Source organism: Paenibacillus filicis, assembly GCF_038070315.1.
Taxonomy (GTDB): domain Bacteria; phylum Bacillota; class Bacilli; order Paenibacillales; family NBRC-103111; genus Paenibacillus_G; species Paenibacillus_G filicis.
Window position 1 is genome coordinate 24,251 of record NZ_JBBPCC010000001.1, and the last position, 17,388, is coordinate 41,638.

16 protein-coding genes are annotated in these 17,388 nt (G+C 55.4%); 2 read left to right on the forward strand and 14 right to left on the reverse strand.

The features are described from left to right. Nucleotides 1–73: 73 nt before the first annotated feature. From WMW72_RS00105 to WMW72_RS00120, 4 genes are all read right to left on the reverse strand, one after another. Nucleotides 74–1,126, reverse strand: coding sequence for a hypothetical protein (locus WMW72_RS00105; RefSeq protein ID WP_341413367.1), 1,053 nt, complete (start codon nucleotides 1,124–1,126; stop codon nucleotides 74–76). 181 nt (nucleotides 1,127–1,307) lie between these two features. After that, nucleotides 1,308–2,129: a Cof-type HAD-IIB family hydrolase gene (locus WMW72_RS00110; protein WP_341413368.1), complete on the reverse strand. Its 822-nt coding sequence runs from the start codon at nucleotides 2,127–2,129 to the stop codon at nucleotides 1,308–1,310. A 35-nt stretch (nucleotides 2,130–2,164) separates the two neighbouring features. Then, on the reverse strand, nucleotides 2,165–2,923 hold the full coding sequence (locus WMW72_RS00115; protein ID WP_341413369.1) for a pseudouridine synthase: 759 nt from the start codon (nucleotides 2,921–2,923) through the stop codon (nucleotides 2,165–2,167). Between the two features lie 2 nt (nucleotides 2,924–2,925). Next, complete coding sequence (locus tag WMW72_RS00120) at nucleotides 2,926–4,443, reverse strand: RsmB/NOP family class I SAM-dependent RNA methyltransferase (protein WP_341413370.1); 1,518 nt, start codon at nucleotides 4,441–4,443, stop codon at nucleotides 2,926–2,928. A gap of 226 nt (nucleotides 4,444–4,669) precedes the next feature. Here WMW72_RS00120 and WMW72_RS00125 point away from each other — a divergent pair, with 226 nt between their 5' ends. Further along, a complete protein-coding gene (locus WMW72_RS00125; RefSeq protein ID WP_341413371.1) occupies nucleotides 4,670–5,152 on the forward strand; it encodes a thioredoxin family protein in 483 nt (160 codons plus the stop codon). 452 nt (nucleotides 5,153–5,604) lie between these two features. Here WMW72_RS00125 and WMW72_RS00130 read toward each other — a convergent pair whose 3' ends face one another. The 6 genes from WMW72_RS00130 to WMW72_RS00155 are packed head-to-tail and all read right to left on the reverse strand — an operon-like array spanning nucleotide 5,605 to nucleotide 10,642. Continuing rightward, on the reverse strand, nucleotides 5,605–6,393 hold the full coding sequence (locus tag WMW72_RS00130) for an ABC transporter permease (RefSeq protein ID WP_341413372.1): 789 nt from the start codon (nucleotides 6,391–6,393) through the stop codon (nucleotides 5,605–5,607). Nucleotides 6,394–6,399: 6 nt separating this feature from the next. Further along, entirely contained in the window at nucleotides 6,400–7,209 is an 810-nt protein-coding gene (locus WMW72_RS00135) for an ABC transporter permease (protein ID WP_341413373.1), read from the reverse strand. Then, nucleotides 7,206–8,252: an ABC transporter ATP-binding protein gene (locus WMW72_RS00140; RefSeq protein ID WP_341413374.1), complete on the reverse strand. Its 1,047-nt coding sequence runs from the start codon at nucleotides 8,250–8,252 to the stop codon at nucleotides 7,206–7,208. Before WMW72_RS00140 ends, WMW72_RS00135 begins: the two co-directional genes overlap by 4 nt. A gap of 21 nt (nucleotides 8,253–8,273) precedes the next feature. Continuing rightward, nucleotides 8,274–8,693, reverse strand: a complete 420-nt coding sequence (locus tag WMW72_RS00145; protein ID WP_341413375.1) for a DUF309 domain-containing protein — start codon at nucleotides 8,691–8,693, stop codon at nucleotides 8,274–8,276. A 33-nt stretch (nucleotides 8,694–8,726) separates the two neighbouring features. After that, nucleotides 8,727–9,524 (reverse strand): GTP diphosphokinase, encoded by a 798-nt coding sequence (yjbM, locus tag WMW72_RS00150; RefSeq protein ID WP_341413376.1) that lies wholly within the window; start codon nucleotides 9,522–9,524, stop codon nucleotides 8,727–8,729. 17 nt (nucleotides 9,525–9,541) lie between these two features. Further along, a complete protein-coding gene (locus WMW72_RS00155) occupies nucleotides 9,542–10,642 on the reverse strand; it encodes a quinone-dependent dihydroorotate dehydrogenase (protein ID WP_341413377.1) in 1,101 nt (366 codons plus the stop codon). 171 nt (nucleotides 10,643–10,813) lie between these two features. On the opposite strand from WMW72_RS00155, the gene WMW72_RS00160 reads away from it, so the two are divergent. Then, nucleotides 10,814–10,954: a hypothetical protein gene (locus WMW72_RS00160; RefSeq protein ID WP_341413378.1), complete on the forward strand. Its 141-nt coding sequence runs from the start codon at nucleotides 10,814–10,816 to the stop codon at nucleotides 10,952–10,954. A 14-nt stretch (nucleotides 10,955–10,968) separates the two neighbouring features. Here WMW72_RS00160 and WMW72_RS00165 read toward each other — a convergent pair whose 3' ends face one another. The 4 genes from WMW72_RS00165 to WMW72_RS00180 all read right to left on the reverse strand — a co-directional run bounded on the left by WMW72_RS00165 (nucleotide 10,969) and on the right by WMW72_RS00180 (nucleotide 17,332). Next, the gene (locus WMW72_RS00165) at nucleotides 10,969–12,456 is read right to left on the reverse strand and encodes a L,D-transpeptidase family protein (RefSeq protein WP_341413379.1); all 1,488 of its coding nucleotides are present in this window, start codon (nucleotides 12,454–12,456) and stop codon (nucleotides 10,969–10,971) included. A 124-nt stretch (nucleotides 12,457–12,580) separates the two neighbouring features. Beyond that, nucleotides 12,581–13,462 (reverse strand): sugar phosphate isomerase/epimerase family protein, encoded by an 882-nt coding sequence (locus WMW72_RS00170; protein ID WP_341413380.1) that lies wholly within the window; start codon nucleotides 13,460–13,462, stop codon nucleotides 12,581–12,583. Nucleotides 13,463–13,566: 104 nt separating this feature from the next. Further along, the gene (locus WMW72_RS00175) at nucleotides 13,567–15,174 is read right to left on the reverse strand and encodes a stalk domain-containing protein (RefSeq protein ID WP_341413381.1); all 1,608 of its coding nucleotides are present in this window, start codon (nucleotides 15,172–15,174) and stop codon (nucleotides 13,567–13,569) included. 28 nt (nucleotides 15,175–15,202) lie between these two features. Continuing rightward, nucleotides 15,203–17,332, reverse strand: a complete 2,130-nt coding sequence (locus tag WMW72_RS00180; RefSeq protein WP_341413382.1) for a FecR domain-containing protein — start codon at nucleotides 17,330–17,332, stop codon at nucleotides 15,203–15,205. Nucleotides 17,333–17,388: the final 56 nt, after the last annotated feature.

The window sequence follows — 17,388 nt, forward strand, 5'->3', positions numbered from 1 at the left end:
GACTGCCTGAGTGGCAGTCCTCTTCGCGTTCTTCCGAGCCATAGGCTCAGGCCCAGATAACCTCTCGTGTGCTCTAATGCACCTGCTCCGTCTCGAACAGAATTTCCTCAATGACCCGATTGCGATGCATCATCGACAGGTTGATAATTTCGTACTCCTTCTCCTTGTCCAACTCTTCCATCAGCAGCGTGGCGATCAGTTCCCGGTCTCCCTCGCTTCCCGGCTCACGGAAATCGATGAATCCGGTCAGCTGCCGCTGGCTGATATCAATGGTTGCCGTACCGATTGGCAGCCCGCCCCGCGATTGCTGATAGATCTCATAGCCCAGTACATCTCCGTCATCGCGGACAAGAACAATCGTATAGTCGCTTTCAGCTTCAGCATCAAACCCGCTTATGCCAGCTTCGTCTTCATCGTTGCCGTTATCCAGCAGTTGTTCGTGTGTCAGCTCTATCGTCTCAATGACCTCATTATTCACGACCATATGAATAACGAACGTATCGATCTCATCTTCGTCAAAATCAAGCACGATCAGATTCGCAACGGTATCCAGGTCCTCTTCCTCAGGCTGGACGAGCCAATGTACGGAACCGGAAACATCCGTGTCCTCGATATGCAGGAAGGCTTCCGCCACCCAGTTTCTCTCCTCATCGTACACGTGATACTCGAGCAGTTCTTCGTCTTCGGCGACTAGCACAAGATCCAGTCCACCCATCGAATATTCTTCCCGATACACAGCGTCCTCGTCCTCCAGCACGGAGTCATGATCGACCCAATCACTATCGTAATCAAAATCCTCGTCGGCAGTCTTCCAGCCCAAATCCCGCACCCCTGGTGACGGGTGTACGGTTATCACATGATCATAGCTGCTGTAAGTAGCCAAGATCTCGCATTCCTTTGCGTCTATTGCGTCGCTGAATGCCTGGACATAATCATGGACTGCCCGGAAAACCTCTTCTTTATCATTCTCGGACAGCACTTCCTGTTCCAGCTGCAGAGAACCTGCCAGGCGTACGGACTCCCGGTAGACGATGGTCAACGTGCCTGCGAACCGATTTTTAAACAAGATATCACTTACTTCTCCGCCAGCCGTTTTCAAATCCGGTCTGATCATCACGCTGCTCATTCGGGTTCCCTCCCTGAAGATCTTGGGTTGATCCCAAGTAGACTGCTTTCTTATCTTGTCCCTTCTTCTGCCTATACTATGCGTATTAGGTAAGTAAACGTAAAATTTCCATACCAAAAAGGCCCGGATTACCGGACCTTTTACTTACGAGAGAGATGATTTCATGCAGATGAGGACCGGCCTATTGATTCCGCTTCGCGGTCAGTGGAGCAAGTACATGCTTGAGCAGGGCTTCATGTACGCCATCCTCATTGTTGGACAAGGTCGTCTCATCAGCCGCTTCCTTCACATCATCCGGGGAATTATCCATCGCAATGCCAAGCCCGGCAAAACGAATCATATCGAGATCGTTGTAGTAATTGCCGATAGCGATTATCTCATCAGGCTTAATGCCCCAGGATGAAGCGAGCTGCTTGAGCGCATTGCCCTTGGAGGAAGCCAGGGAGATGACGTCGATAAACTCCACGCCGCTGCGGATGCTGTGCAGAGTATCGGGCAGAATAAGCTCGGTTCCAATGACCTGCTGCATACGGTCCAATTGCTCGCCGGTACCGAACATCGTCAGCTTCACGGTACCATCCATGACGAGCACGTCCTCCACCCGCTTGGGTGTGATCAGGAAGCGCTCATACATGCCAAGGACCTCATCATCCGCTTTCTCGATAAACAACTCCAGGGAAGTATTCACGTCAAAGTGAATGTGATTCTCCCGGCAGTACAGCACGAGCTGCTCCAGCTCGCGCATCGGAAATCCGATCGTGTGCAGAACCTCCGGTCCAGGCGACTGTACCGTTGAAGCTCCGTTATGTGTGATCAGAACCCCTTCAAACCCTAGCTCCTCCAGAACAGGAATAGCGCTTCCCGGCCCGCGTCCGGTACAAAGCACGATGCGCAAGCCCGCCTGATGTACCTCGCGGAGTGTCTGAATCGTCTTCTCGCTAAGCTGATGATGATCATCTAGCAGCGTGCCATCTACATCGAGCGCAATTAATCGGTAGTTCATCGCTTCTCCACTCCCATTTCTCTCTAGTCTATTTACTAGTTTCCCTTGTCAGACTCCACATGTGCAAACAGCATCCCGACTTCATCCTCGCTGAGCTCCCGGTAGGCCCCTGTAGAGAGCTCCGCATCGAGAAGCAACGGTCCCATCGAAATCCGCTTGAGGAAAACCACCCGTTTGCCAACCGCTTGGAACATCCGCTTGACCTGATGAAACTTGCCTTCCATAATCGTCAGTTGAATTTCTGAGACCTGCCCTAGTAGCGGATCTCCGCTCCTCAGGATCCTAAGCTCCGCAGGCATCGTCTCATACCCATCATCGAGTGTCACGCCCTGACGAAAGGATAGCATATCGTCCTCTCCTACCATCCCTTCCACCTCAGCAAAGTAGGTTTTAGGCACATGCTTACGCGGTGACAGCAGGTTATGAGCAAGCTTACCATCATTGGTGAGCAGAAGCAGCCCCTCTGTATCCTTATCCAGCCTGCCTACAGGGAACAGCTCGAAGTGACTGTAAGTCTCATCCAGCAAATCCAGCACAGTCCGGTCGCGCCGATCCTCTGTTGCGGAGACAACCCCCTGGGGCTTGTTCAGCATCAGGTACATAAATTCCCGATAACGGACCGCTTCTCCGTCTACCTCAATAAGATCGAGCTCCGCGTTGACCTGCATGCCGCTGTCTTTTATTTTCTTGCCGTTGACCGTTACCGCTCCGCGCTTAACCAGCAGCTTGATGATGCTGCGCGTACCGAATCCGGAGTGGGCGAGCAGCTTGTCCAGCCGCAATGTCGTTTTCATATTTAGGTCCACCTCCATCCGGCAGGATATTCATTTTTCAGCATACCGTCCTGCCACTTGGCCCAGCCGACGGAATAGCCGTCGACCGCGATCAGACAGTAGCCTTTACGGGATGTCTTCGCATCGGCCAGACTTAGCTCTTCTGGGGCTAGCTCGATCGTCTCGCCCTTCAGGTACCGCACCGTGCGCGGGTCGTCCGCACGGAAGCTGACGCTGCGCTGCGCATCCTCAGGACGCAGCGCCAGAGCAAGCGCCTGGGACGGCGCAAAGCGCTGCTTGGCCGCGCCGCCGAGATACCATCCGGGCCGGATGACCCGGATACCGTCCAGCGGCGGCAGCCCCTGCGGCACAGCGTACGCGTGCTCGCTGCGCCAGACCAATTCGGCGCCCTCCCAAGGCGGCGCCGTCAAGCATTCCGCCGCGAAGCGGGCGAGCGCCTCGCGCGGGTCTTCGCCTGCGCCCCGGGCCGCTTGTGCCCGGCCCTGGGGCGCGCCCGCTCCCGCGCGGCGGGGCGTCCGCCCGTGCCGCGGCGCAGGCTCGGGCGCTGCGGCCGCCTGCAGCTGCGCAAGCGCGCTATCTTCACGCCGCCGCAGCACGGCGGCGTAATGCCCCTCGCCGCAGATGAGATGCGGCCAGAGCCTGACCGTTCCGGCGACTTCGCCAGCCCGGACACTCTCTTCCGGGCCGACCCAATCCGGTCGGCCTGCTGCCCAGCCCGCTCGGCCGCCGGTCAGCGGCACCCGCTCGACTTCAAATTCGCGGTGCTCGGCTAGAAACGCCGCGATTATTTGTTCGTTCTCTTCGGGCGAGAACGTACAGGTCGAGTACACCAAGCGGCCTCCCGGCCGGAGCATCCGTCCTGCCTGAGCAAGCAGCGTATGCTGCATACCGGCATATTTGGCCGTCCAGGACGGCTCCCAAGCCTTGGCCATGTCCTCTTCCTTACGGAACATGCCCTCCCCGGAGCAGGGAGCATCGACCAGGATCTTATCGAAATAACGGTCGAACGCCTGCAGCAGCTTTTCCGGATCCTCGTTCAGCACCACCGCGTTACGCACGCCGTTAAGCTCTGTATTTTTCACCAGCGCCTTGACCCGGTCGGGATGCACATCATTGGTCACAACAAGCCCCTGACCTTGGAGCTTGGCCGCGATCTGCGTCGTTTTGCCGCCTGGGGCCGCACATAGATCGAGCACCCGTTCACCTGGCTGGGGATCCAATAGTTCCACGGGCGCCATCGCACTAGGCTCTTGAATATAGTAGAGGCCCGCATGATAATGCGGATGCTTGCCTGGCCGCGCCGTTTCCGGTACATAGAAGCCCGTAGAGGCCCAGGGAACAGAAGTCAGCGGCCATTCGGCCAGCTCGCGGTAAGCCTCGGCCGATACCTTTAGCGTATTCACGCGAAGCCCGTATAACCGGGGTTGTTCATAAGAATTGTAGAAAGCCGGATAGTCCTCGCCCAGCAACCGTTCCATGCTTTGTAAGAAGTCCGCAGGCAGTATGCGCCCTGTCATCATAGGTTCAACCCGTTTCTGTCTGAATCTTTATTCTGCTTGTACCGGTCACTTATGCCGTCAAGACCCAATGATTTTCATTGTACTTCGAATCCTCCGGGCGAGGCAAGCAGCGGACGTTCAAAATTCGTTCATCTTTCCTAGTACCTGCAAGCAGGAAACTTTCAGGAAGTAACGAATATTTCTAGAGCGTGCAATTTTCCATGTAGGAAGGAAGAACCGAAACCCTATGAAAAAGCTGGCTATTTATCTTTCCGTCATCATCGTGCTATTCGGAGCCCTGTATGTGATCAATCAGCAATCCAACAGCGCTAAGTTCAGCAAGTACCAAAATAACGCGTACGGCATCGCCCCGGAGAAGCTGAACCCCGAAACCTTGAAGCAATTGGACGATCCGAACTACCAGAATATCATCCTGCCGGCTTCGCTTGATGACAAAATCGCCAAGAAGGAATCTTTTTTCCTATACTACTTCTCATCTACTTGTGTACACTGCAAAGCAATGACGCCGATCCTGGTACCTGCCGCCAAGAGCCTTTCCGTGGATATCAAGCAATTTAACCTGGAAGAATTCAAAGACGGCTGGAATCATTACAACATCACCGCCACGCCTACCCTGATCTATTACAAAGACGGCAAGGAAGTAGAACGCATGGTTGGCGAGCAAAACGACGCCGCGATCAAAGCGTTTCTATCGAAATATAAAGCCTAAAATGTTCGGAACCTGGGCCCTGCCGTTACGCGGCGGGGCTTTTTGCATGGAAAAAACGCTTGAAAGGCGTTCCTTCCAAGCGTCCCTCCGTGCTCTATGTCCTAGGACGAACGATCAGCAGCCAATTGGGCGATCTCCCGTTTGTCCAAGCCGGTCATCTGAGAGATCAATTCCCGGTCCATCCCGTTTTCCAGCATTTTCAAAGCCATCTGGACTCTGGCTGCCTGCTCTCCCTCGGCTCTTCCTTCTTCTCTTCCTTTCTGTCGCCCAAACGCCTCGCTTTCGGCTATCAGGCTGTCACGCTCGATCCTGGAGAATTCACGAGCCTCATACAGCCGGATCGTTTCCTCGTCGCTGCTCAGCCACTCCAGACGCTCTTCTGCTTTTTTATCACAGGGTCCATGCTCATCAGCTCCTCCAGCTTATCTTCGGGCAATTACCCGTTCATACCACTAACTGCTCGCACTCGTGTAATGCCCTACCGCGAACCGCCAAAGCCAGCGGGACAATACCAGACAGAGAACAGCCACCCCGAGGCTGATCAAGGTCTCCAGCCAGCCGATCCGGCCGACGATCGCCGAGGAAGGGAAGGTCGTGATGAATGCAACCGGAAACAAATACGTAAGCAGGATCCGCATCGCTACCGGGTAAACGGACACAGGGAAGCGCGCCGTCTCGAAGAACGAGTTGAATAGGAAGGACAGATTATCCACCTTGACCGCCCAGAACGATACCGTCATCATACCCATCCACAGCGAATAGACCACCGCCAAGGCGGCCAGAAGCACCAGAATGAACATCACAATCTCCTGCCAGCCCGGTACAATCCTTAGTCTAATTAGAGCAAAGACCACCATTCCGAGACCCAGCGCGACATCAGCCAACCGCCAAAAGACGAGGTGACGAAAGCTGACATAAAACTGGCTGTCAATCGGCTTAGTCAGCACATAATCCAGCGTACCCTTGCGGATATGGTCGACGAGCCGGCTCATGTTGGGCTGGAGGAAGAAGCCGATAAACCCCTGTACCGCTGTAAAAACCCCCAGCAGCGCCAGCACTTCGTCATAAGACCAGCCGCCGATCTGCTCGGTCTTGTAGAAATAAAGCTGAACGGTCAGCAAGGCCATCGCCAGTGCGAATACCGTATTCAGCACACTGGCGGCGAAGTTCGCCCGGTACTCGAACTCCTCGACCAGACATGCCCGGAAAAACGACTGCAGTGAGCGCATATATTTGCCCATCCCGGCCTACCCTCCCGCCGCGCTGTATTTCGCCAATCCGCGCTTCCACTGGATGCGGAAGATGACGATCAGAATCAAGCTCCATACCACTTGCTGGATAAAGCCCTGAGCGATCAGATCAGGCCGTCCGGCCAGCTTGCCCGTCAGCAAGTCGACGGGAAACCCGACCGTGGCATAGAACGGAAACCAGGACGCCACCCAAGCTACCGGCTCTGGGAACATTGAGAGCGGTGCGATGCGTCCCGCCAGGAACAAATGCAGTGCCTCGTACAACGCAAAAATCGAGGTAGCCCGGTTCGTCCAAAAGGCCAGCAGGCCGAATTCGTAGCCGGTCAGATAGCGCAGCACGTTGGATCCGAGCAGCGCGAGCATGGCCAATCCCAGCATCCCGGCGTCTGCCGCAGCAGCAGGCCTCAGCGCCGGCCAGATCCATGCCAACACGACCCAGGCAGGAACGAGCAGCACCGCAAAAAACAACTTGTACACCAGATTCTGTGCGATGCTCCAATGCATCGGATGAAACGGCCGCAGCAGCTTGGCTGACAGCGTGCCTTGACGAATATCACTGTCTAACTCCCAGACGTCCCAGGACCGGGACAGCCGCTCTACCACCAGCACGCCGATGAAGTAGACCATATAATCGTTCGCCGAGTATCCTCCCACCTCACCATTGCCGGTGATAGACAGCCAGACGGAGAGGCTCACGATCGGCTGCACGAACGACCCGATCATCCAGATCAGGCTCTCGCTCCGGTAGGCCAGCATAACCGCCCACTCGACGCGCAGCAGCACCGCATATTTATGCGTCCAGTTCAATCGCGCACCGCCTCCGCCTGCTTGAGCTTGGGCTCGCAATCCTTAGACGGAGCAGACTTCTCCGTGAAAGCTTGGCCGATCACCGACTCCATCGACGGGTCCTCAATCGTCAGATCCAGTACAGGCAGGCTGGTCAGCAATGAAGCAGAGATGGCCGATACCTGCTCACGGGGAACCTCTAGACCAATCGCCGGATATTCCTCCAGTTGAATCCCCGTAACCCCAGGTGTGGAGAGAAGAATCTCCCTCGTCCTATCCAAGGAACCGCTTTCGTCAAGCAGCAGCCTGATCCGCTTTCGCGGAGAATATCGCTCGGTCAGCTCGCTGAGCTCCCCGTCGTACAGCAATCGTCCGCCGCCGATGACCATGACCCGGTCGCACAGCGCCGTTACGTCGCCCATATAGTGGCTGGTCAAGAGCACGGTTGCTCCTACCGACTGGTTATATGCCAGGATGAAGCGCCGCACGACCTCTTGCATCTGAACATCGAGACCGATCGTCGGTTCATCGAGAAACAGGATATCCGGGCGGTGAAGCAGGGAGGCGGCCAGCTCGCATTTCATGCGTTCGCCGAGCGACAGCTGCCTGACCGGCTTATGCAGCACATGCTCCAGCTCGAGCAGCTCAACCAGCTCGCTTAGCGTCTTGCGGTAAGCGCCATCCTCAATCTCATAGATCGCCTTATTGACCAGGAAGCTATCTGCGGCTGGGACATCCCAGATCAACTGGCTTTTCTGGCCCATAACAAGACTGATCCTGCGCTTGAACGCATTCTTATGGTCCTGAGGACGAAAACCCGCTACCTCCACGCGTCCGCTCGTCGGATGGAGCAGGCCGGTCAGCACCTTCATGGTCGTGGTTTTCCCGGCGCCGTTCGGACCGAGAAAGCCCACAATTTCCCCTGCAGGAATATGGAAGCTGATATCATCTACGGCCTTCACCAGCCGGTGCTTACGATGGATCAGACTTCGGAGCGAAGCCAAAAATCCAGGCTCCCGCTCGTGAACCTCATAATGCTTGGACAACTGTTCAACCCGGATCATTGCGGGTTCCTCCCTTGCCCCTTAATCCTCATGCGCTGCAGGTGGATGGAGCCTGAAGATCTCCATCCTCTCCTCCAATGCAGAATCAAGCACGCGAATGGTCAAGTCATAGAATGCGAACGGCTCATCCGGAAGTCTTGCCAGCTTATCCAGATAGCTCCGGGACTCCTCCCTCAGCCGACCCAGGTCAATCCCAAGCACTATCGGCGGCTCCCTGTCCAGCTTCTCGAGCGCTGCCGTCAGCAGCTTGACAGCTCCGCCGGTGTTGCCGTTGCGGTAATGGTAAAGGCCTACCGCTACCTGCAGCAGGCCTTGATACAACGTATTGCGCCCTTCCTCTAGCCAAAGCTCCTCCATCACTTCATGACATTCGAAATAATCCCTCTCGATATTGAAGTAATACACGAACAGGACATACAGCCGATCATAGTTCGTCTTCAAGCCGATACCTCCCCGGTTCGAGCTGAATTAGCGCTACGAATTTTTCTTTGCCCGGCTGATCGCATCCGAGATTTGATCGGACAGTTCCTTGAGCAGCCATGTATCGTTCGTATCCCACAGCTCGTTGAAACGCATCTGGAACTGAGCCGCCTCGCGTACGCGATGGAAAAAATACAGCTCCTGGATCCCGTTGAGCACACGGTTGACGATATTGGAATTATCCTCGAACAATTGCTGGGCCTCCATGATCTCTACCCGGATGCTGCTCATCTCCTGATCCAGCAGATAGGCGGCCTCGGCGGCCTTGCTCAGCCTACTCACCACTTCCTGGGGAAGCTCCTCCTGGTACTTATAATTGAGCGAATGCTCGATTGTTGCCCAGAAATTCATCGCCAGCGTGCGCAGCTGGATTTCCGCCAGCACCCGCTTCATACCGAGCGCTGTCTGTACCGGATACTCGACAATCATATGATAACTGCGATAGCCGCTTGGTTTTTTGTTGGTAATGTAGTCCTTCTCATAGACCAGCGTCATATCTTCGCGAGCCCGGATCAATTCGGCCAAACGGCTGATGTCCTCTACGAACTGACACATAATCCGGATGCCAGCGATATCCTCGATACCCGTTTCGATCTGCTCGATCGGCACATTCAGCCGCTTGGCTTTCTCGAAGATGCTGGAGATCCGCTTTACCCGGCCTGTTACGAACTCGATAGGCGAGTATTCTTCACGGCTCTTCAGCTCTCCTCGCAGGGTCTTGAATTTGACCTTCAATTCCTCGACTGTTTGCTCATAGGGGAGCAGGAACTTCTTCCAATCGCGACCATCCATATAGGATCCTCCCTAGACTAGCCTTGATGCGCCGAACCCACAGCTTCCGAAATATGCTGGAAGCCATCCTTTTTCAGCAATTGCCTCAGTCCCTCGTTGATCCGCTTGACGATAGCCGGACCCTCGTAGATCATAGCCGTATAAATCTCCACCAGGCTGGCTCCCGCCCGGATTTTGTCATAGGCGTCCTGGGCCGTAAATATTCCCCCGGAACCGATAATAGGCAGCTTGCCCTCTGTCAACCGATACACCGTGTGGATAAGCTCCGTTGACCTTGCCGTTAAGGGCCGTCCGCTGAGACCTCCCATCTCTCCACGGTTCGCATGCACGAGGCCATCGCGGGATAGCGTCGTATTCGAGACGATAATGCCCGAGATGTTGCTTCGCACGATCGTGGCTACCGAATACTCCGTCTCTTCTGCTGTCAGATCGGGAGCGATCTTCACCAGCACCGGCTTCTCGCGGCCGCCGAATTTGGCATGCTGGATACGGATCTCATCCTTGACCGCAGCAAGCAGTCTGGACAAGTCGTCTCCATGCTGAAGGTTGCGCAGGTCCGGCGTATTCGGCGAACTGATATTGACAACGAAGAAATCTCCATAGCCGTACAACGAGCGGATACATGCGCGATAATCGTCCTCGGCCTGCTCGTTCGGCGTTACTTTATTTTTCCCGATATTGATGGCCAGCGGAATCGTACGCTTTCCCTGATTACGCAAATTCCGCTTCATGCCCTCGATCCCGACGTTGTTGAAGCCCATCCGGTTAATCAGTGCGCTGTCCTCCGGCAAGCGGAACAAGCGCGGCAGCGGATTGCCCTCCTGGGGCTGCGGGGTCACCGTCCCTACCTCCATAAAGCCGAAGCCGATGTTCGAGAAGCCCGGAACCGCCTTCCCGTTCTTATCCAGACCTGCGGCCAGCCCGACCGGATTGCCGAACCGTATGCCCCATAGCTCGGTCTCGAGCTCCGCGTGGGTGCCGACTCCCCAGATCGCGCGCAGCAGCGGGCGGCCTCCCGGAATATTGCCGACCGTGTGCAGGCCGTCGATTGTCAGGTGATGAGCCTTCTCCGGATCCATTCGGAACAGCACCGGTTTTGCTAAACTTTTGTACAACATGCTTTTGTCGCCCTCTCCCGTCCATGTCTTGCTGACGATAACTCTCTCGTTGACAGTTTATCGTTTTATGAAGGAAAAATAAAGAGGACAAACCATGAAGTTCCTACCGCTAAAACGTTTACAATATGTTAAAATATGCTTAATCTCACCAAAAAGGCAGGGCTGATGTCAATGTCCAAGAAAAAAACTACGCCATACGCGCAACGCAAGGTCAAACAGGATGCGCCGAACAAGAAGCTGATCATCTGGGTCAGCTCCATCCTCGGCGCCATTGTCATCGGGATGTCCGTCCTGCTGATCGTCAACAGCTAGGACCGCGCACGGCCCTAATCCAGCCAGCGGTACACCTTATTGGGATTGGTATCCTGCCCCTGAACGGGAAGCTTCAATGGAACCGGACTGACGGAGGCAGCGGACGGCAGCAGACCTTTGCCGATCGTAACCTTCGTCCCCATCGGGGCCATGTCGAACAATTCCTCCACATCCGCCTGCCGCATCCGCACGCAGCCGAGCGACTGATCCTTGCCGATACTGCTCGGCTTATTGGTGCCATGTATCGCATAATTCGTATCGGACAGCGTCATGCCCCGGCTCCCGAAGTCTCCATTGGACTTTCCATTGGGATTGCGGACCTTCTCCGAAATTTCAAAGGCACCCTCGGGCGTCCTGTCGGCTCCCAGCCCAACCGGATAGCTGCGCAGCACGATCGTACCGCTCACCAGCGCGAGCCGGTGAGCGGACTTGTCTATGAGGATTTCCAGCGGCTGCTCCAGCGGTTGGACGAGCCCTTCGGGCAGCGGGGACTGGCCAGGCTTCACGGCTTGATGAACGGCAGCCGCAGCCGCCGCGGGTGCCGCCCCGGCAGCGATAGCCTTGTTCCAGGCATCCATCTCAGCCGCCATAGCGGTTTTATCCCGCTCGAACAGCTCGTTCATATACGGAGTGAGCCCGGGCAACAGATTATTAGGGTAATCCGCCGTCAGCTGTGAGGCGGCTGTAGGCGGCTGCCCGTTTCTCCGCATGTAGGCGGCGACAGCCGAGCGTAATACCGCCTGCTGCTCCCGTTGACCCATCCAGCCTGTTACAAGGCCTTCGGCCCGTCCGGCATCGGTCGGCTGGCAGCTGCAGCTCTCAGCATCGTGGTAGCTGACCTGCTGCTGTGACGCATCCTCCTTCGCCTCTACCGACAACAGCGGCTCCGGCTTCTTCAGCCATTCAATCCAGGCCGAGTCGGCCAGGGGCATCCCACGGACGAGAATGCCGAAGCTCAGGAGCCGTTCCTGCAGCAGCATATGCTGCAGCGCCTGCCCGATCGCCTGCTTTGTCTTGGGTCCTACCCCGTAGTACACATGTCCGGCCTGGAGCTGAGCCGTGGTCACATCAGCAGGTATCGCTGCAGGCTCCTGCGTCTGCTTATACTCCCTGCTGCCCGAGCCTGATAATCCCGGGGCTAGCAGCAGTAAGGTCCCCAGCAACAGCAGTATGGCCGTGCGTGCGAAGCTGAACAGCCAGCGCTTCCAGCGCTTTCCCCCGTGCCTTTGTCCGCTCGATGAGAGCGTGGATTCGTTCCCCTTCTCCACATGCTCCGGGAAAGACGGCAGCGAGATCTTCTGTTCCTCATAGGCCTCGTATACCTCACCGGCCTGTCCATAGCAGTATAAGGCTTTTCCCTGCTTGCCCTGAGCTTCATATTCACGGCCGAGTAAATACCAGGCCATTTTATTTTCAGGATGCTGCCTTACATATTTCTTCAGATATTGCGGGTCCTGCTTGAAAAAGAGCTGCAGTTGGTCGTCGGTGTCTTTCTTCTTCACGATGCAACCCCTCCCTTTCCATCATCTCCCTGTATTTATCGGCTCAGATGATGTTTTTGTGAAGGGACGGCTCATAGGCCTCATGGACCACAGCACAGGGTATTATCGGCCCAGCACAGGTCTCTCAGGCCTGATCAGGAAGACCCTCCAGCAGTGTAAACAGACTGTCCAAACATTGCCTGCTCGCCTCTTCTCCGCCTTCGGAGAAGGCATAGCCTGCAGGCCGCTTCAATTGCTCCTCGGATAGCTTGGAGCGCAGCCGATAATGGGTCTCCACGACCAGGTACCCCGCATATCCGTCACGGATGAGCGCCGAGAACAACCCCTGGTAATCCACCTTACCCGCTCCGATAGCTACACCTTCAACCTCCGTCTCCTGGCGAATCGCGTCTTTCAGATGCATATGACACATCAGGTCGCGGGCATGTTCATAGCCCTGGGGATAAGGAACCTCGCCGTCAGGGTCCCATAGATCATTGCCGGGATCGAATAATACCCGGATATAAGGAGATCCCACAGCCTGGACAAGGCGGGCCGTTTTCTCTGCATTCGTCGCGTAGACCGCCGGATCGAATTCCAACGCGAAGATGACATCCGCTTCCTCCAGCAAAGGAACGATACCTTGCAGGCGTCTGACGATATCATCGAACGCCGCTTCGAATGGCTTACGCGCCCAGAAGCTGAAGCCGCGTATCATCCGGCAGCCGAATACCCGGGCAAGCTCCACATCTCGTTTCAAGATCTCCAGGTTCTGCTCAATTTCGTCCGGACGGTCAAGCTCACACTTGAACACCGGCGTCGACAGGCCGCACACCTCAAGGCCGGCTCCGCTGATCAAGCTTCTCAGCTCCTCGATCCGCTCATCCCCCAGCTGATGAAGCTGCTTGCCATCCACAGAGCGCAGCTCTACACCTTGCAGCCCGTACTCTCGGGCCAGTGCAATAGCAACCGCCGGGTCCTGGGAAACCTCATCGGTCATGATGCCAATACGAAATGATATAGTCATCTGGTTCCTCTTCCCTTCCTTCTGGCTATTCATTAAACGAAAAGACTTACTCTGCGAAGAGAGTGCAGTCCCTTCCACAGAATAAGTCTTGAGCTTGCTTGGTCCTAGCGCTTGCCAGACGAATGCGGGGTTCGCAAGATGGCCGTACGCGTGGCAGCATCCCACTGCACGTCCAGCCCGATCTGCTCCGCAAAGAACCGGACAGGCACATAGGTGATGTCTTGCTTGATATAAGGCGCAGTGTCCGTCGGCTGGACGGCAGCTTCCTTGCCAGCCTCGAACCGCTTAACGCCTGTACGGTCAATATACAGCTCGATCGCTACCCCGTCCTTGCTGAGCTTAACGGCTCTGGTGCCCGGTTCGAACTCGACTTCGTACCCTAGGGCTTCCGTCACCGCACGTACCGGAACCATCGTCCGCCCGTTGTTGATCTCAGGTGCAGCTTCAAAGTCAATCCGTTTGGCATTCAAGGCCACCTTCACCGTATCATCGGCCGTGATGCCGGCAGGCAAGCGATAAGGCTGGATGCTACGGATTTTATTATTATAAGAATCTGCCACCAGCAGACTTCCGTCCGGCAGAACGGCTACATCACTTGGCCGTTGAAATCCAGCCCCCGCTTCCGTGCCGTCCTGCTCACCTGGGCGCTGACCGGATGCACCCGCCAATGTGGACACCTGGCCGTCCAACAAGTAGCGGATCGAGTGGTTCTGGCTGTCGGCGATGACTACGCCTCCCTCAGCCGTGACCGTCAGCCCGAGCGGGAAGTTAAAGGCAGCGGAGGACGAAGCCCCATCTGCATAGCCCCCAGGCACATACAAATCGGTAAATCTCCCGGCTTTGCCCGTTCCGGCCACCGTACTAACGGTTTGGGCAGCCAAATCGATATAGCGGATACGCTGATTCCCAGAGTCACTTACATACAGATTGCCTTTCGCGTCAAGCGCAAGACCGCTAGGTTCGTTAAACTTAGCCGAGGCAAGAGGGCCGTCCGCATAATCGCCTGCTCCCGCAGCCTGTCCTTTGGTTACTTCGACATAACGCTCGGAGCGTGCATTCAATGTCTTTACGTCTCCGCCTGGAGAAATGCTGCGGATCACATGATTCAGCGTATCGGCTACATAGATCGTCCCATCACCGGCAACCGCGACATCCATCGGACTATGGAACCGCGCCTTGGCCCCCCGTCCATCCACGCTTCCCGTAATACCGTCGCCGGCGATCGTTGTCACCTGGCCGGTGGTGCTCACTTTACGAATAGCATGATTGCCGGTATCGGCCACATACAGATTTCCTGTCGCATCTGCAGCCATGCCGTGAGGATCAGAGAACAGCGCAGTATCTGCACCTCCATCGTTCAGAGCGCCAACGGGCATTCCCTTCGCGTCCTTCTGATAGAAGGTCCCAGCCAAGACAGATACTTGATCGTTGGTCACCTTACGAATTTCATGATTGCGGGAATCCGAAACGATAATCGTTCCATCCGGACGAACCACCAAGCTCGACGGCGCCCGGAAGTTCGCATATAGCAGAGCTCCATCACGGCTTCCTGTATCTCCACTGCCCGCTTGAGTCGTCACTTGAAGCAGCAGCTGGTTATTCTCCCCGCGTAATCCGTCTGCAGCAAACCCCGCCGCCGATGCTCCCATGCTTCCCCCTGCCAGCACCGAGGCCAGCAGGGAACCTGCGATTATTTGTATGGCTTTGTTCATTGGGTTCTCCCTCTATTCCGACTGGACATTAGTTCGTCAGCTTGACGCTGATAGCCGTCTGACTGTTCAACGGCAGCTCATACACCGTATTTCCTTGCTTATCGACTACTTTCACGTAAGCGAGCTTCACTGAAGTTTCATTGGGGGCGCCCGACCCGATTTGCAGCGGAACCGTCACCAGCTTGCCTGCACCGGCTTGGAGATTAATTTCTTCCACATTGCCCGAGGTTGCGGTCTGGAATCTCAAGCCGGCATAGATAAGCTCCGTCTTATTGTTCACAGGCGGCTTCTGGTTCAAGGTTTCTGCAGCGTAGGTGCCGCTGAACAAGGTTTGACCATTGTCCGGGAGTTCTTTGGGCCCCGTGTACTTCAATACAGACGAATCATAGACCAGATGGGCCTGTACGCCGTAGAACGGCTTGCCTGTGAAATGTTCCATGTCAAGCTCAAGCTGTACCTGGCCATTCACCGCTGATCCGACCTGCTTCAGTGTAACTCGGGGTAACAGAACAGGAATCGAGTCTACGACCTCAATGACCGGAATTGCGAGAGTGGCGCTTGTCCCGCCTTCATTGGAAGCCACGGCCTCCAGCTCATACCGTCCGGTCTGAGCGGCCTTGAACGCCAGCGTCACCGGTGAAGATGCTCCGTTCCCCTTGCCTGTAGCCACGACGGAGCCAGACTTCGTTCTCAGCGTTACCGTACTGCCGGATTCAGCTGTAAGCGTAACCTTGATGTCCTCGTTCACGAGAACCTGCGAAGCCGCAGTCGGACTGATCAGCACCGGCTTACCAGGGGCTTCTACTGAGGAACCGGGGTTACTCGAGTCTCCTGAACCGTTGGACCCGGAATTTCCCGGATTGGACGGTGGCGTCTGATTTTTCTTATTATTTTCTTCAAAAAGCTTCTTCGCAGCTTCATCCAGCTGCGCCTTCAACGCTTCTTCCGCCTTTTTGGCCGCCTCAGCCGCAGCTTGCTTGTTAGCTTCCTCTCTCCGTTTCTTTTCGTCCTCCAGCTTGCTGAAAGCATCATTAAGCTTTTTCTTGGCATCCTCTTGCTTTTTATTCTCCGGTTCAAGCCTGTTGCTTTTATCCCTCAGCTCCTGCTTTTTCTTCTCAATCTCCGGATCTAGACCAGCCGTCTTGTCCAAAGGCTTCACCTGGTTCAGATCGATTTTCCGATGGGTAAGTTCCTCAAGCTTCTTAACAGATTCATGAATTAAGCCCAGGTCAGCCTTGTTCTCATCCAGCATGCTCTTGAGCACATTAGAAATAATGCTGTCGATATTCGCCTGTACCTTCTCCAGCTCTTCTGCATTCAGGTATCTGATGCTGGATTCCTGATCCGGCCTATCAGCCCCCTTGAGCTGATCATCCGTCAGACGGCTTTTCAGTTCCTCGTTCTCGCGTTGAATATCAGCAATGGATTGAAGTAGTTGTTTGATGATTTCTGGTGAAGCTGAATTAACCAGAGTGCTCGGATCCAAAAACTCAATCTTGGTTCGCAGATCATCCGTTTCATCGCGTGAGTTCACTTCCAACTGCTGCGAAGGATAGATCGTAGCTTCGCTCGTCTGCTGAGCAGGACCGTTATTTCCCGTCCCTGTGGAAGTGGTACTGGCATGGATAATGCCCGAGCCTAACGTGACATAAGTATTGCCGGTTATCGGATCGACTTTGACAAGCCAGTGCGTACCGCGAACACCCATGACCGCTGTAGGTGTCTCCACCTCAAACTCATCCTCGGAGCTGACCAGCGACTTTACCTTGCTCCAAACGGACCCGGCCCAAGACTTGACCTTGGACTTCTTGCCGCCGTCTTCCATTAATTCAGAAATGTAAATTTCCGCATTTTCACTGATCGTAATCTCGTCATTACGATCCACAATACTCAGAATAACGGAGGCACCTGGCCCTGTCTTAATCAGATCGCCCTGGTTAAGCGACAAGTCCGGATAGACGCTGATCGAGCGCGAGCCGCCCGCCTTGGTATACGTGACTTCACCGGTAACGGAGGAGACGACGGCCGAGCGGACGGATTTGGCCGAAGCCTGTGGAGCTGTCAGCGAAGAGAGCAAGCTTAGGACCAGAGTCACAACGAGCACCCAGGACCATCTTGTCCTGCCTCCGGACTTATGTATACGAGCTGTGTTTCTCAATGTTTTTTCCCTCTCCTTCACCGTAAATAATTCCTTATCCTGCCTGTCTGATAGTT

Bases quoted from the DNA above. Each gene is read 5' to 3' on its own strand.
- WMW72_RS00160 (WP_341413378.1), top strand. From the start codon at position 10,814: ATGTCCAAGAAAAAAACTACGCCATACGCGCAACGCAAGGTCAAACAG.
- WMW72_RS00115 (WP_341413369.1), bottom strand. From the start codon at position 2,923: ATGAAAACGACATTGCGGCTGGACAAGCTGCTCGCCCACTCCGGATTC.
- WMW72_RS00125 (WP_341413371.1), top strand. From the start codon at position 4,670: ATGAAAAAGCTGGCTATTTATCTTTCCGTCATCATCGTGCTATTCGGA.
- WMW72_RS00105 (WP_341413367.1), bottom strand. From the start codon at position 1,126: ATGAGCAGCGTGATGATCAGACCGGATTTGAAAACGGCTGGCGGAGAA.
- WMW72_RS00130 (WP_341413372.1), bottom strand. From the start codon at position 6,393: ATGGGCAAATATATGCGCTCACTGCAGTCGTTTTTCCGGGCATGTCTG.
- yjbM (WP_341413376.1), bottom strand. From the start codon at position 9,524: ATGGATGGTCGCGATTGGAAGAAGTTCCTGCTCCCCTATGAGCAAACA.
- WMW72_RS00110 (WP_341413368.1), bottom strand. From the start codon at position 2,129: ATGAACTACCGATTAATTGCGCTCGATGTAGATGGCACGCTGCTAGAT.
- WMW72_RS00170 (WP_341413380.1), bottom strand. From the start codon at position 13,462: ATGACTATATCATTTCGTATTGGCATCATGACCGATGAGGTTTCCCAG.
- WMW72_RS00175 (WP_341413381.1), bottom strand. From the start codon at position 15,174: ATGAACAAAGCCATACAAATAATCGCAGGTTCCCTGCTGGCCTCGGTG.
- WMW72_RS00120 (WP_341413370.1), bottom strand. From the start codon at position 4,443: ATGATGACAGGGCGCATACTGCCTGCGGACTTCTTACAAAGCATGGAA.
- WMW72_RS00155 (WP_341413377.1), bottom strand. From the start codon at position 10,642: ATGTTGTACAAAAGTTTAGCAAAACCGGTGCTGTTCCGAATGGATCCG.
- WMW72_RS00140 (WP_341413374.1), bottom strand. From the start codon at position 8,252: ATGATCCGGGTTGAACAGTTGTCCAAGCATTATGAGGTTCACGAGCGG.